This window comes from Mycobacterium sp. SM1 (genome assembly GCF_018361265.1).
In the GTDB taxonomy this organism is placed as follows: Bacteria; Actinomycetota; Actinomycetes; order Mycobacteriales; family Mycobacteriaceae; genus Mycobacterium.
Window position 1 is genome coordinate 712,527 of record NZ_JAFLNH010000003.1, and the last position, 13,307, is coordinate 725,833.

12 protein-coding genes are annotated in these 13,307 nt (G+C 67.1%); 5 read left to right on the forward strand and 7 right to left on the reverse strand.

From position 1 onward, the window contains the following. The first annotated feature begins 39 nt into the window (after window positions 1-39). Window positions 40-1,344 carry a competence/damage-inducible protein A gene (locus MSM1_RS16210; protein WP_213444320.1) on the forward strand — a complete coding sequence of 435 codons (1,305 nt, stop codon included), beginning with the start codon at window positions 40-42 and terminating at the stop codon, window positions 1,342-1,344. Between the two features lie 405 nt (window positions 1,345-1,749). After that, window positions 1,750-3,165, forward strand: coding sequence for an IS110 family transposase (locus MSM1_RS16215; RefSeq protein ID WP_213444322.1), 1,416 nt, complete (start codon window positions 1,750-1,752; stop codon window positions 3,163-3,165). 685 nt (window positions 3,166-3,850) lie between these two features. On the opposite strand, the gene MSM1_RS16220 is transcribed toward MSM1_RS16215, so the two are convergent. Continuing rightward, window positions 3,851-5,035 carry a hypothetical protein gene (locus MSM1_RS16220; RefSeq protein ID WP_307857413.1) on the reverse strand — a complete coding sequence of 395 codons (1,185 nt, stop codon included), beginning with the start codon at window positions 5,033-5,035 and terminating at the stop codon, window positions 3,851-3,853. Between the two features lie 456 nt (window positions 5,036-5,491). Between MSM1_RS16220 and MSM1_RS16225 the strand changes: the two genes are divergently transcribed. Together MSM1_RS16225 and MSM1_RS16230 are read left to right on the forward strand one after the other, a co-directional pair. Then, window positions 5,492-5,905, forward strand: coding sequence for a phage holin family protein (locus MSM1_RS16225; protein WP_213444324.1), 414 nt, complete (start codon window positions 5,492-5,494; stop codon window positions 5,903-5,905). Between the two features lie 208 nt (window positions 5,906-6,113). Beyond that, window positions 6,114-6,686 (forward strand): XRE family transcriptional regulator, encoded by a 573-nt coding sequence (locus tag MSM1_RS16230; RefSeq protein ID WP_213444326.1) that lies wholly within the window; start codon window positions 6,114-6,116, stop codon window positions 6,684-6,686. 54 nt (window positions 6,687-6,740) lie between these two features. Here the strand turns inward: MSM1_RS16230 and fetB are convergent, their stop codons facing one another. The 6 genes from fetB to MSM1_RS16260 form a co-directional block, all read right to left on the reverse strand. Then, window positions 6,741-7,583 (reverse strand): iron export ABC transporter permease subunit FetB, encoded by an 843-nt coding sequence (gene fetB / locus MSM1_RS16235; protein ID WP_213444328.1) that lies wholly within the window; start codon window positions 7,581-7,583, stop codon window positions 6,741-6,743. Beyond that, the gene (locus tag MSM1_RS16240) at window positions 7,580-8,266 is read right to left on the reverse strand and encodes a phosphate ABC transporter ATP-binding protein (RefSeq protein WP_374101729.1); all 687 of its coding nucleotides are present in this window, start codon (window positions 8,264-8,266) and stop codon (window positions 7,580-7,582) included. Before MSM1_RS16240 ends, fetB begins: the two co-directional genes overlap by 4 nt. 183 nt (window positions 8,267-8,449) lie before the next feature. Beyond that, window positions 8,450-9,058, reverse strand: coding sequence for a YbhB/YbcL family Raf kinase inhibitor-like protein (locus tag MSM1_RS16245; RefSeq protein WP_213444333.1), 609 nt, complete (start codon window positions 9,056-9,058; stop codon window positions 8,450-8,452). Window positions 9,059-9,190: 132 nt separating this feature from the next. Further along, window positions 9,191-10,168: an FAD-dependent oxidoreductase gene (locus tag MSM1_RS16250; RefSeq protein WP_213444335.1), complete on the reverse strand. Its 978-nt coding sequence runs from the start codon at window positions 10,166-10,168 to the stop codon at window positions 9,191-9,193. A gap of 95 nt (window positions 10,169-10,263) precedes the next feature. After that, complete coding sequence (locus MSM1_RS16255) at window positions 10,264-10,773, reverse strand: hypothetical protein (RefSeq protein ID WP_213444337.1); 510 nt, start codon at window positions 10,771-10,773, stop codon at window positions 10,264-10,266. Between the two features lie 299 nt (window positions 10,774-11,072). After that, complete coding sequence (locus MSM1_RS16260; RefSeq protein WP_213444339.1) at window positions 11,073-11,510, reverse strand: STAS domain-containing protein; 438 nt, start codon at window positions 11,508-11,510, stop codon at window positions 11,073-11,075. Between the two features lie 454 nt (window positions 11,511-11,964). Between MSM1_RS16260 and MSM1_RS16265 the strand changes: the two genes are divergently transcribed. Continuing rightward, the gene (locus MSM1_RS16265; protein ID WP_213444341.1) at window positions 11,965-13,176 is read left to right on the forward strand and encodes an acyltransferase; all 1,212 of its coding nucleotides are present in this window, start codon (window positions 11,965-11,967) and stop codon (window positions 13,174-13,176) included. Window positions 13,177-13,307 lie beyond the last annotated feature (131 nt).

Sequence of the window (13,307 nt, forward strand, 5' to 3'; positions counted from 1 at the left end):
ACGGTTCGTCGCCAGACCGGGGTGCGTAGTCTTGACCGGGTGAGCGCGCGTGCGGGCATCCTGGTCACCGGCACCGAGGTGCTGAGCGGGCGGGTCCAAGACCGCAACGGCCCCTGGATCGCCGAGCGGCTCTTTGAGCTTGGGGTCGAGCTGGCGCACCTGACGATCTGTGGTGACCGCCCGCGCGACATCGAGGCGCAGCTGCGCTTTCTGGCCGGCGAGGGTGTGGACCTGATCGTCACCAGCGGCGGCCTGGGGCCCACGGCCGACGACGTAACCGTCGAGACGGTGGCGCGCTTCGCCGGCCGTGAGCTGCTGCTGGACACCGAGCTGGAGTGCAAGATCGCCGCGATCCTGAAACCCATGATGGCGCGCTTCGACGATGTCGACTTCGACGCGGTGCGTGCGGCCAACCGCAAGCAAGCCCTGATTCCGGCCGGAGCGCAGGTGATCGACCCGATAGGCACGGCTCCGGGTCTGGTGGTGCCCGGCAAGCCCACGGTCGTCGTGCTGCCGGGCCCCCCGCGCGAACTTCAGCCGATGTGGCAGACGGCGGTGACGACGGCGTCCGTACAGGAGGCGATCGCTGGGCGAACGATTTACCGGCAGGCGACGGTGCGGATGTTCGGGCTGCCCGAGTCCGGTCTGGCCGAGACGCTGCGCGACGCGCAACGTCGCATCCCCGGCTTCGAGTTGCTCGAGATCACCACCTGTCTGCGCCGGGGCGAGATCGAAATGGTCACCCGGTATGAGCCGCCCGCGGCGGGCGTGTACGCGCAACTGCTGGAGCTGCTGCGTGACCGGCATGGCCAGCAGATCTACTCCGAAGACGGCTCGCGGGTAGACGAGCAGGTGGCGCGCTTGCTGAGCGGTCGACGAATCGCGACGGCGGAGTCTTGCACGGCGGGGCTCGTGGCGGCCCGGCTGACGGAGCTACCCGGCTCGTCCGCCTACGTCGCGGGCGGGGTGGTGGCCTACGCCAACGACGCGAAAGTGCGGCTCCTGGGCGTGGACGCGGCGCTGATCGAGGCGCACGGGGCGGTGTCCGAACCGGTCGCGGAGGCGATGGCCGCGGGCGCGCTGAACCGTTTCCGGGCCGACACCGCGATCGCGATCACCGGGATCGCCGGACCGGGCGGGGGAACACCCGAGAAGCCGGTGGGAACGGTGTGCTTCAGCGTGATGCTGGCCGGCGGCTCGACGCTCACCCGAACCGTACGGCTGCCGGGCAACCGCGCTGACGTGCGCGAGCGCTCGACGACGGTGGCGATGCACCTGCTGCGGCGCGCGCTGAGCGGCGTCGGCGACGCCGCCAGCGCGCATGCTTCGGTCGGCAACGGCTAACCAGGTATCTCGACGTTATACGCTGGGCAGCAGACAAAAACAGACAAAATCAGGGCTGTGCTGCAAACTAACTATGGCCAAGGGCAGGGCATCCAAGGGTCATCCAAGGCCATCGCTGTGCGCGCTAACCACATGAGTTCCCTATCCCTTCCGGGGGACGCCTTGCGGGCGTGAAAATGGGGTCGGGTCGCCTGCCGACGCCGATGTTTCCTTGGGCGTGTGAGCCCGCATGTGAGTTTGGTGCCGGGGCCCGACCTGGAAGGGTCACGCACTGTTGCTTCGAGCACGCCGGTCAGAATTTCGGTTCCCTTGACCGAGGCCCCAGGCGACCCACCCGATATGGATGGATTCGATGGGAGGGTAACAGAAGTGGCGGCACGACGCAGGAGCAAGCAGAAGCAGGTAGTGACAGCCACGCCGCAGGAGATTCCCGACGGCGACCATGAGGTGGTGATCGAGCGGGCCGCGGCGGTCGACGTGGCCAAGGTGACCGGCACAGTGTGTGTGCGGCTGCCCGGCAAGTCCGGGCGGCGGTTTTCTCGGGTGTGGGAGGTGTCTGCACGCACCGGCGCGATCGGAGAATTGGCCCAGCAGCTGAGGCAGCAGGGTATCGAGAAGGTGACTGTCGAATCGACTTCGGACTATTGGCGGATCTGGTATTACCTGCTCGAAGACCAGGGTTTGGATGTGCAGCTGGTCAACGCCCGCGATGTCAAGAACGTGCCCGGCCGGCCTAAAACCGACAAACTCGACGCTGTCTGGCTGGCTAAGCTGACCGAGAAAGGCCTGCTGCGGCCAAGTTTCGTGCCGCCGGCGCCGATCCGGCGGCTGCGGGACTACACCCGGCTACGCGAAGACCTGACCCGGGAACGCTCGCGCTACTGGCAGCGGCTGGAAAAGCTGCTCGAGGACGCCGCGATCAAGGTGTCGGCGGTGGCCTCCACGCTGGACACCCTGTCCACTCGGGACATGATCGAGGCGCTCATCGCCGGGCAGCGCGACCCGCGCCGGCTGGCCGACCTGGCGCGGGGGCGGATGAAAACCAAGCGATCGGAGCTGATCGCCGCGCTCGACGGCCGTTTTGATGACCATCACGCCGAACTGGCGCGGATGCTGCTGGGCCAAATCGATGCACTGTGCGCCCAGATCGACACCCTGACCGCGCGCATCGAGGAGCTGATCGCCGAACTGCCCGACGATGCTGTGGCCATCGATTCCTCCGGCAGCGGCGATGGGCCCGGCACCAGCGCGGGTGCGGGCACCGACGCCGATCCTGACGCCGGCGGCAGCGATTCGGCCCCGCTCGATCCCGCCCCGGCGGCCGATGACCTGCCAGGTGTCATCGAGCGCTTTGATGAGATCCCGGGCATCGGCCAACGCGCCGCGCAGGCGATCATCGCCGAGATCGGACTGGATATGAGCAGATTTGCCACACCTGAGCATCTGGTGTCGTGGGCGCGGCTGTGCCCACGCACCATCCAGTCCGGGCCAATCACCCGCGGCGGCAAGACCGGCAAAGGCAACCCCTACCTCAAAGGCGCGCTCGGTGAGGCCGCGGTCGCGGCCGCCAAAACCGACACCTTCTTGGGCGAACGCTACCGGCGCATCGTTAAACGCCGCGGCAAACTCAAAGCCCTGGTCGCGGTCGCCCGCTCCATCCTGGTCGTCATCTGGCATCTGCTTTCCAACCCGGCCGCCCGCTTCTGCGACCTCGGCTCCGACTACCACACCAACCGCGTCGCCGTCGAACGCCGGGTACGCAACCACATCGCACAACTGACCGCGATGGGCTACCGAGTCACCCTGCAGGCCGCCGCCTAACCTAAACCGAGACCCTCAATCACATACCGCAGCAGCCGATCTCGCCTCTTAACAGCGGCGTGTCGCCCAATACCGCACTCACCAACTTGTGGTCACCTTGAGTGTTTTCCGGTCAGAACTACCGCTATCCATCGGGACGTCTGCCGCTTGGGGCAGGGGCGACCCGGGAACCGAGAGCCAGTGCGTCACCACCGACTGCATCCGGCCCGCTCGCCGGGCTCAGGTCGTCGGTGACCGCGAAGACGTTGGGGCGCTGATCGGGCGTGAAGGACCGGATCTCGGGCCAGTCGACGCTGGTCAAGCGGGTGGCTTGGGCCCGGCATAGCTGCGGGCTCGGCGGGAGCGAGCCGCGGCTTCCATGCCGCCGGGGGACAGCGCGCCCCTCAGAGGTTGGTCGCTGGGGACCGCGGACCGGGAAGGGCGATAAAGGCCGGCTCGAATGTTCGGCGGCATGCGCGGGAGGATGGCGTGCGCTGCAAGCACGGCCACCGTGCCGCCCAGGCACCGTGCGCTGCAAGCACGGCCACCGTGCCGCCCAGGCACCGTGCGCTGCAAGCACGGCCACCGTGCCGCCCAGGCACCGTGCGCCTGGCCCTAGTGGTTGCCGGGGCAGCGGTCAGCGCCACAAAATCGACCTGTCGACGTGTCCAGAGCCTGAGCGCTGTCGGCTCGTCGCCGGCAGAAGTCAGCGGGTGATTCCGGTGTGGCCTAGGGAGTGACGGCCTGGTTGGGGCCAGACCGCCAACCCGTGTGGCTCGTTGCCGACCTTGATCGTGTGCAGTAGCGTCCCGTCGGTGGTGGATAACACGTAGACGACGTTGTGGTAGCGGCCGGACACCCACAATTGGGTGCCGTCGGCGGTGAGGTTGCCCATGTCGGGGCTGCCGCCCCCGGGCAGCCGCCACAAGCTGATCGGCGCACCGGTGTAGGCGTCAAGCACAGAGATCGACCCCTCGGAGCGGTTCGTCACGAACAGCCGAGTGGCGTCGCGTGAGAAATACAGCCCATGCGCGCCCCGGCCGGTGGGAACAAACCGCAGGACCTGGCTCGCTGCGCCGTCGAGGATCCACACGCCACCGCCGTCGCAGTCGGCGATGTAGTACACCGAGCCGTCCGGAGCGAGCCGCACGTCCTGCGGTCCCATGTGGGTGTGGCGCACCGGCATGTCAATCATGCGCAGCAGTCGGTGCGTGGTGACGTCGACCACCGCGACACGTCCGGCGAATTCGCAGCTGAAAACCGCGGTGCGACCGTCGACCGAGAAGTCGGCGTGGTTGATCCCCGCGCACGCCGGGATCGATGTCTTGTCGAGTAGCTGCCAGCTCACTGGGTCATACCAGATCAGCTCGCGTTGCCGTTCAGCTGCCGAGATTGCGAACCGGCCGTCGGGGGTGAAGTACAGGTTGTAGGGGTCGATGATCGGGATCTTCCGAGCTGGCTGACCGGTGCGCGCGTCGAAGGCGAGCATCTGGTTGCCGACGTCGTCGGTGGCGTACAGGGTGCGCATATCGTAAGCCGGCACGACGTGCTGGATCTCGCGGCCAACCGGGTATTTCGCAACTACTTCGTAGGTCGCCGGGTCGATCTCCCACACATCGCCCGAACGGTCATGAGGGACATAGACCAATGGCCGGTCTTCGACGACCTCGCCCGCGAGGCTACCCGCGCCCGCGCGGGCATAGACGTTCAGCCGCTCGGGCGTAGCCGGTTTTGCGGGCGGCATCGTCAGGGGCGCAAGTTTCGGGTCCCCGGGTCCCATGCCCGGTGCGGCCGGCGCCGAGACGGGTGGGTGGATCGGCGTCCGGCCCGGCGAACATCCGACGGCCAGCACGGTCAAGGCCGCCAACAACGACAAGAGGCGAAAGCTCACGGGTTACCTGGCCGGGGTTTGCTGCTGATATAGCATCCTGCCGCCGGACGTTTGGCCGCGCAAGGCCAGGCCGCGGCGACGGCTCGACCCAAGTCCGGCAACGTCGTCTCACGGCTCGCGTCCCGCTGGTGAGGATTTCCTGTCGATGCCAATGGCTCACCACCGACGTCGGCATCGATTTTCACGCGACTCAGACCCCAGTTGACCGCTGTGCGTCGCGCGCCGGAGGGCGAGCGCACGGGCCTCGCCGGCCCGTTGGTGTCACCGCGCATCGGTCGAACAGCACCGATACCGACTCCACACCCGCGCGATGCGCCTGCGGATGACCACGCGTATCCCATAGCACGACAACTACCGCGACAACCTCGGCGCACCATCCGTCAGTGCACGCATCGCCCGGGGTCGCGCCCCGCGCCGCCCCGACAGCCCCGCGGGCGCGGTGGCAGGATCACCGGGGTGGGATCTTTTCTTGTGCGCGCCGCGCTGACCGGATTCGCACTGTGGGTGGTCACCCTGTTTGTCCACGGGCTCCGGTTTGTGGGCGGTGAGACGGTGGTGGAGAAGATCGGCATCATCTTCCTTGTCGCGGTGATCTTCGGTCTGGTCAACGCGTTCATCAAACCTATCGTGCAGATCCTGTCGATCCCGCTCTATGTTCTCACCCTTGGCCTTTTCCACGTCGTCATCAACGCCTCGATGCTGTGGATCACCGCCTGGATCACCAGTCACACCACCCACTGGGGATTGCAGATCGACCATTTCTGGTGGACCGCGATCTGGGCCGTGATCGCCTTGTCGATCGTGAGCTGGGTGCTGTCTTTGCTGGTTCGCGATATCTGGGCGTTCGGGGCGCGCGATCGCAGGCTGTGAACAGCCGAGCACGGATGAGCCAATCGCTGGGCTGCCGCTAATCACCTCGAGACCGCGGAGCTGTGGCCCCGCGGTGAGACGGGCCATTCAAGACCGCCATTGTCGCGCGCGTCCGGGTAGTCACCAGATACTCTCGACGTGCAGTCACGGCGGTGGCAGTCGGTTGGCGCGGCGCCTTCTCCGGGCACTACCACAGAATTGAGGGGTTATGAGCGAATTTGATCCACACGATGGGGAATCGCAAGTCATCGTCCGTCTCGCCGAGGCAGCGATGCACATGTACAACGCGGCCATAGATTCTTTGCCCTTTCCCGAGGACAAGAAGTTCCAGAAGCGGGCGGAGGTGGTGCTCGCCGGTCTGCGCAAACTGCGCGCGGCATTGACGGACGCCGCCAGCCACAGCCGGTCTACACCCGCGGTGATCGTGGCCCTCAGTGATGTCCGGCGACGCTATGACGAGCTCATGGCGCGCGCGGCGGCAGCACCACAGTCAACCCTGGGGCAGCAACTGTATGCCGTACGTATTCGCGCCAAACTGTCAGCCCCGGAGGTGGCGAGGGGCGCGGGACTCCGGGTCGACCTTCCGGATGCCCTGGAGGCTGGTGAAACGCCCACCGACGAGGAGGCGGCGAAGGTGAGAGAGGTTATCGCTGCGCTCGGCGGGGTCGCCGGTTCTGAGGACTTCCAGCAAACACCGCCGGCGGAAGAGCACCTCGACGCGATGGATCACTCCCTACCCACCAATGGGGCCGACCAGCCGTTCGACACAGCGGTTCCCTAAGCCGCGAACGGTTAGAACCGCGTGGCTGCGCCGCCGGGGAGGCGTGCTACCCGTTTAGGCGAAGCCACCGAATCGGCGCCGAGATGCGGGCTTGATCCGGTCCGCGCGAGGAGAGGTGGGGTCTGCCCGTCGGGGCAGCGGCAGGAGGCGGTGATCTGTGGTGAATACCCGACGCACCAGACCCAGCGCGACAACAACCGTGGTGGTCGCGACCGAACCGAGGACGAGGAACATGACCACGGCCTGCACGATGACGGCCTGCACCGGTGGCACGCCGGCCAAAATAAGCCCGGTCATGGCGCCGGGCAGGAACACCAGGCCGGTCGCCTTGGTGGTTTCGACCTGCGGTGACACCGCCGATTGCAGGGCGGTGCGCACGTAAGGTGTGGCGGCCTGGCGGGATGACTGGCCGAGCGCAAGCCGGGCTTCCACTTCGTCGCGTTTGTCGCGCAACTCGTCAACCAGGCGGCGGGCCACTAGCACGGTGGCGGTCATCGAATTGCCGATCATCATGCCGGCGATGGGGACCAGGGTGCGAGCCTGGAGCGGGAAAACCCGCAGCCCGAACAACACTCCCAGGGTGATGACGGCAGCCGCGGTGAACGCGACGACGGTCAGTGTCCCTAAGCGTGGGACCTCGGGCGCGCGCCGGTGTGCGACGTCACCGGCGTAGAGGATCATGGCGGCGGTCCAGGCCCACGACCACCACAGCGACACACCCGGTTTCAGCAGCAGCGCCAGCAGCCCCCCCACCAGCAGCAGCTGGATCAGCGCGCGGGACGCCGCCCACAGCACCTGCCGTTGCAGCCCAAGCCGCTGCCACAGCGAGATCCCGGCTGCGACCGCCACCAGCGCCAGTGACGTCGCCAGCCCGACCCAGGAAACTTGGTCGGTCATCGCGGCGCCTGTCCGCGGCCCGGATCGGCGGTTACCGGTTCGATCCCCAGGCAGCGGCCCCGCTCGAGGCGCAGTACCCGGTCGGCGATGCGCTGCACCTGCGCCGCGTCATGGCTGACCCACAACGCGCTCATTCCGTTGTCGGCCAGCTCCCGTACCGCCTTTTCGATCACTCTGGCCGTCTCCGCGTCCTCCGACGAGGTGGGTTCGTCCAGCAGCAGCACTTCCGGTCTCGCAATCAGGGCACGTGCCAGGCACATTCGCTGTGCCTCTCCGCCCGACAGCGCCGTGGCGTCGCGGTCGAGCCACGACCCGGTCAGCGCCACCCGCGCCAGCACCTCACGCATCCGTGACTCGTCGGCCTGCGGATCGGCGATCCGCAGGTTTTCCGCGACGGTGCCGGGAAATGGTGTCGGGCGCTGAAACGCCATGCCCACCCGACGGCGCAACCGCAACGGATCCAAGCCGGCGATGTCTGCCCCGCGAAACAACACGCGCCCCGCGGTGGGAACCTCGAGCCGATTACATAGCCTCAGCATCGTCGATTTACCCGACCCTGACGGTCCGAACACCGCCGTCACACCCTCATCCGGCACTGTGGCTGTGAAACCATCCAGGGCCCGCAATCCGGCGCGCGCGACCACGACCTCTTCGAAAGCAAACAACGCATGTCCGGGCACCAACCGACAACCTAGCCCAGTGGCCGGGATCCGGCAGCTATGGCCTGGCGGGGAGGCTGGGGCCGAACCCATGTCGGCCACCGATGTGGGTCACGCCTCTCGAGCCGACCCGCAAAGCCAGCGGGCAGGGCGATACCGCTGGAGTCGGCGCATGGCAGTCGGGGCCATGGCCCGCTTGCGGTCGCGTCAACCCTGGAACGTCCCGGTGAGTGTGGCCTGGGCAGCGGCGGCCTGCGCAATCGCGTGGGCTGCTTGCGCGCCAGCCGATCCGGCGGGCACTTGGAGCGGGGCAGAAAGCTGGTAGAGGGTGAAGCGGTAGTGGTGGGTTCCGCTGCCCGACGGCGGGCAGGGCCCGAAGTAGCTTTGCTGACCACCGGAATTCGCCAGGCTGCGACCGTTGTCGGGAGTCTGACCGCTCGTTGTGCTACCCGGACCGGGGGCTATCCCGGTGACGATCCAGTGGATATACAGCCCACCGACGGCATCCGGGTCATCAACCACCAGCGCGAGCTCCGCCGCATCCGGCGGCGCCGACCACGTTAACGGCGGTGCGACGTTGGCCCCCTTGCAGGTGAATTGAACCGGGATCGGCGCCCCGTCGGCGAACGCGGGGCTGGTGATCGTCAGGCGCTCTACGACCGGCGTCACGCTGGACGCGCTGGCGGTCGTGGTTTGCGCCGCGGGTGATGGCGATGCCTTGCGAGCGCCGCCGCAGCCGGTGAGCGTCACCAGCAGCGCCACGCCGGTGGCGACTGCGGCGACTCGGTACCGTGTGCTCCCTGTTGTCGATGCCATAGTTCACAGTCTCGCGCTAACCGGGGTCCGGGGAGGCGCAATTTGATGCGCCATTTGATGCGCCGACCGCCGGGTGGGAAAAGCTGCCGAGTGTTATGGCGTGGGGTGCTCGGCGTACGGCATGGCTGACAGTCAGTTGCGGGCGGCCAGTTCGGCCGCCTCCCGGGCACATCCCCAGGACAGGGTGACACCGCTGCTGCCGTGGCCGTAGTTGTGAATGCAGCGAGCCCGTCCAAGTGGCTCGGCTGCGACCCGAACGGCGGGACGGTCGGGACGAAGGCCGGTAATCGTCTCGATGACCTCCGCAGTGGCCAGCCGCGGCTCGATCCGGCGGCAGCGGCGCAGGATTCGCTCGGTCACGTCAGGCTCCGGGCTGGTATCCCAGCGGCCGGGAATACGGATGCCCCCGCAGACTACCCGCTGCGGATGGGGGAAATAGCACGTCCATTCCGTGTCCGTGCTCAGCTCCAGAAACAGTTGCTCCAAGCCAGGATTGGTGAGCACGACATGTTGGCCGAACGCCGGTCGCACGCTGTCGTCGGCGGCCAGATCGCGGGCCCCCAGGCCGGCGCAATTGACCACTGTCGGCGCGGCGTCCGCCGCCTCCGCCAGGGAGCGCACCGAGTGCATCTCGACTTCGCCGCCGGCCGCCGCCAGGCGTCCGGTCAGATAGACCAGGTATCGGGGCATGTCGATCAGGGGCAGGGTGGCGTGAAACCCGACTTGGAAACCGTCGGGGATTTCAGCCGGGTCCGCCGACCGCAGGTCGGGAACCAGCTTTGCGTGCGAAGCCCCCTCACCGACCCCGGGTAGCTCGCCGGCGCCGGGCACACCGACGATCAGCGCCGGCGCCAGGCGCACGCCGGTGGCGGGATTCTCCGACAGCTCAGCGAACGTGCGCAACGAGGCTTCGCTCCACGCCAGCGTCTTGGCGACCGGTTCGCTGAACACCGGGGTCCACACCGCGCCGGCCACTACCGACGTCGTTGCCTCTGGCATTGCGGCCGCCCACACGCGCACCGCCCACCCCGCCTCGGCCAGGCAAATGGCAGTGGTCAACCCGCTGACGCCGGCACCGACCACCACCGCCTGTCTCCGATCGCCTGCCATACCTGCACGGTAACCGAAACGTGCGCGGCGCTCACGGATTGCCCGCGGTGACACCCCATCGGCGTTCCACGGAGGGCAACGCGGCGGCGACGCCGTCAGGGCCCGGGGGGCGGCGCCGCACCGGGCTGACCGACAACACCGTTGAGACCGCCGAGGATGGCCTGCAGGGCCGACGGCGGCAGCCCCCCCAGCGGCGGTCGAGCGTCGGCCGAGTCCGTTTTCTGCCACGGCTGACAGCCGTCGGTCTTGAATAGCTTGTCGCCGGAATCGATCTGCACAACCTGCGGCTTTTTGGTCATAGCGTTGTCAACAATCTCGTTGCCATCGGGGCCGCCGACCCGCTTCCAGTAGCACGTACCTTTGCCGACCGGTCCCGCCGAGCTGTATGTGCCCGGCACAATATCGGTTCCCACCGCGTAGCTGCCGTCGCGATCAATAGTGGTCTTAGGGCCCGGCGCCGGCGGCGGCCCAGGCTGATGCGGGTTAGGGGTCGGCCCGGGTGGCCCGGGTGGTCCGGGTGGCTGGGCGCTCGCGATACCTGCGGATGCCCCACCGGCAGCCAGGACGAAAGCCGCAGCGACACTCACCACTGTCTTCAACCGCATCCACCAGAGCCTACCCGCGTACCCGCCGCGCGGGTCCGATACCCGGCCGCCAGCCTTGAGCGCCGCCCGCACCCGGCGACACCAAACAGCAGCGGCATCACTAGCGTCGCAAACCGTCACCGGGTCGCGTGCCCACCATCTTCGATGGCGGCGGGCTTCTCTGGGACCGCGCGGCCTGCCCGGTTAAGTCCGGTTAAGCGACGACGCGGTGGGTCGCCGCCAACCCGGGGCATTGATTAGCGGGTATTGACCGGCCTACCCGGAGGAACCTGAGGGATGGAATGCGGTACCCACACGCGCTATGCCGTCTTTTTGATCAGCGGCAGTAATAGCTGGCGGCGCCGGACGATCGCGTCAGCCAGATTGCGCAATGCCTCATGCACCGACGACGCAATCGGGAAAGCGGCCTCGTCGTGGCGGTCACGCAGCACGGCCATCACGACCGGGCTTGCCACCAAAGTCCATTGCGCCCCAGCGGCGCCGCACGCCTCATCAAGAATATTTAAGAGCGAAAGACCAACCGGAGCAAAGGAATTCACACCGCTCAGGTCGAGCACAAAAGAGCCTTTCACCCGTGTGCACTGCCGCAGGTACGCACCGATCCGATCGACGTTAACGGGCTCGATCGCGCCGTGGATCACCACCACGGTCGCCAGATGACGACAATGAGCCCGAATGTGGGCGCCGTCGCAGTCGAAGGTGGGGTTTCCGTATCGAGTGGTACCCGCGAAAGTCATCAGCAGCCTCGTTCCGGAGGAATTGCACAGCCGGCTTATTGCCCAGCCAACCTTTAGAGTCCAACGTTAACCCGCCAGGTCTAAGGCGACCGCAAGCAGTGTCTAACTCTTTGCTAAGAAACCACTTTCATATCCGGTGTTTGCTTCACGCAACGTTTGCGCGGGCAGCTCACCAGCAGCGATCAGTGCGCGGTCAATGCACGTGATGGTGCTGCCGGTTCAACACGGTGCATCGCGGCGGGTCGCGGTGGGTTGCCACGGCCGAACCCACGTCGCGGTTTCGGCTTTTTCGGGCAGGCACACCTCGGGCTGGCCGCGGGCTAGCCGCGCGATAGCGGGGGTCGCGCTGCTAGTCTGCGAAGGCTACCGGTTATCTGGCCGCGGAGCAGCGCAATGGCCGGCCGGCTGCGCCAGCAAGCCACCAAAACAGCAGCGTCGGTACAGAAAGAGTGTTGTGCGTACCGCAGAGATCAAAGCACTGACCGGACTGCGCATCGTCGCCGCCGCGTGGGTGGTGCTGTTTCATTTCCGGCCGATGTTGGGCGACGCAGCGCCCGGTTTGCGCGACGCGCTGGCGCCGCTGCTCAATTGCGGCGCGCAAGGCGTCGACTTGTTTTTCATCCTCAGTGGGTTCGTCCTGAGCTGGAACTACCTCGAGCGCATGGGCCGATCCTGGTCGATGCGGGCTACCGCGCACTTCCTGTGGCTGCGGCTGGCCCGAGTGTGGCCGGTCTATTTGGTCACGTTGCACCTGGCCGCCCTGTGGGTGATCTTCACGCTGCACGTCGGCCATGTACCGTCGCCGGACGCGAGCCGGCTCACGGCGATTAGCTACCTGCGCCAGGTCCTGCTGGTGCAGCTGTGGTTTCAGCCGTACTTTGACGGGTCCAGTTGGGATGGGCCGGCGTGGTCGATCAGCGCGGAATGGCTGGCATACCTCTTGTTCGGCCCGCTTGTGTTAGCGATCTTTCGGATGAAGCGGGCGACGCGGGCGCGAAACCTGATGTGGCTGGCCGTCGCGGCGTCGTTACCGCCGGTGGTGCTGTTGTTGGTCAGCGGGCAGTTCTACACACCGTGGAGCTGGTTGCCGCGCATCATCACGCAATTCACCGCGGGCGCGCTGGCCTGTGCCGCCGTCCGCAGGCTGCGGCCGACCGACCGGGTGCGCCGCGCTGCGGGGTATCTCTCCGCGCTCTTGATGCTTGCCATCGGCGGCATCCTCTACCTGTTCGACGCGCATCCATTGAGCGGGGTGACCGACAGCGGCGGGACCGTCGACGTGTTGTTCGTGCCGCTGGTGATAACACTGGCTATCGGCGCCGGGAGCCTGCCGCGCCTATTGTCAACCCGGCTGATGGTCTACGGCGGGCAGATCTCGTTTTGTCTGTACATGGTGCATGAACTGGTGCATACCGCCTGGGGCTGGGCCGTCGAGCAGTTCGAACTCCCGCTGCAGAGCTTCCCGTGGAAATGGAACGTCGTGGGCCTGCTCACGATCGCCGTGGGCGCCGCGATCCTGCTGTATCACCTGGTCGAAGAGCCCGCCCGCCGGTGGATGCGCACGATGGTCGATGTCCGGGCCGTCGATGCCCAGCCGCGGATCGGCCAGCATTGCGGCCCGGTGGGCAGCACGCTCCAATCGGTCGACGGTGCGCTGGCCGGGTGAGCCGGCCCCTTTTCGGATCCCGGCCGACATGCGGGTTGCCTTGGCGTGGTTGCGGCTGCGTTGAGCAGCCGCTGCCCGGCGCGCATGGTAAAACCAGCGCGTTGGCGCCGAGTTTTCCCGGAGCTAGGCCA

What these genes read in the sequence shown, in the direction of transcription:
- MSM1_RS16260 (WP_213444339.1), bottom strand. Translation starts at nt 11,510, where the DNA reads ATGACTTTCGCGGGTACCACTCGATACGGAAACCCCACCTTCGACTGC.
- MSM1_RS16255 (WP_213444337.1), bottom strand. Translation starts at nt 10,773, where the DNA reads ATGCGGTTGAAGACAGTGGTGAGTGTCGCTGCGGCTTTCGTCCTGGCT.
- MSM1_RS16230 (WP_213444326.1), top strand. Translation starts at nt 6,114, where the DNA reads ATGAGCGAATTTGATCCACACGATGGGGAATCGCAAGTCATCGTCCGT.
- MSM1_RS16250 (WP_213444335.1), bottom strand. Translation starts at nt 10,168, where the DNA reads ATGGCAGGCGATCGGAGACAGGCGGTGGTGGTCGGTGCCGGCGTCAGC.
- MSM1_RS16245 (WP_213444333.1), bottom strand. Translation starts at nt 9,058, where the DNA reads ATGGCATCGACAACAGGGAGCACACGGTACCGAGTCGCCGCAGTCGCC.
- fetB (WP_213444328.1), bottom strand. Translation starts at nt 7,583, where the DNA reads ATGACCGACCAAGTTTCCTGGGTCGGGCTGGCGACGTCACTGGCGCTG.